This is a genomic window from Psychrobacter sp. LFX-11D (assembly GCF_904846475.1).
Classification (GTDB): domain Bacteria; phylum Pseudomonadota; class Gammaproteobacteria; order Pseudomonadales; family Moraxellaceae; genus Psychrobacter; species Psychrobacter cryohalolentis.
In genome coordinates, this window is sequence record NZ_CAJHAV010000047.1 from 1 (window position 1) to 522 (window position 522).

At 40.0% G+C, this 522-nt stretch carries 1 protein-coding gene; it reads right to left on the reverse strand.

Translation table 11 applies throughout. The annotated features are described in order from the left end of the window. Positions 1–522 (reverse strand): NAD-dependent epimerase/dehydratase family protein (locus JMX75_RS12880; RefSeq protein ID WP_201532565.1); only part of this gene is annotated, 522 nt, incomplete at both ends.

Genomic DNA, 522 nt, shown 5'->3' on the forward strand with positions numbered 1-522 from the left:
TTATTAGGGATGTCATTTGGATCTTCCCCAATCTGTCCTGATGCATGCGCACCGACTGGATTAAAGTATCTAAGCGTGATTAGATTCCAGTTACTATCTGATACGGCTAAATCTTCTAAAACATGTTCGACGACCAGTTTACTTTGACCATAAGGATTGGTACAAGAGCGTGGAGAATTCTCATCGATAGGCAAAATTTCAGGATCGCCATAGACAGTAGCGGATGATGAGAAGACAAAGTTTTTGACCTTATATTCTGCCATAACTTCAAGTAAAGTAATGGTGCCACTTACGTTATTATTATAATACATCAAGGGTTTGGCAACAGACTCACCAACCGCTTTGAGTCCGGCAAAGTGAATCACTCCAATGAACTGATGTTCAGCAAAGACTTGCCGAAGTGCGTCACTATCACGAATATCACCTTCGATAAACTCAATAGGTGCACAGATAAGCTTAGAGACACGGTTAATGGCCTCACGACTACTATTAGATAAATTATCATAGATAACGATATCGTAA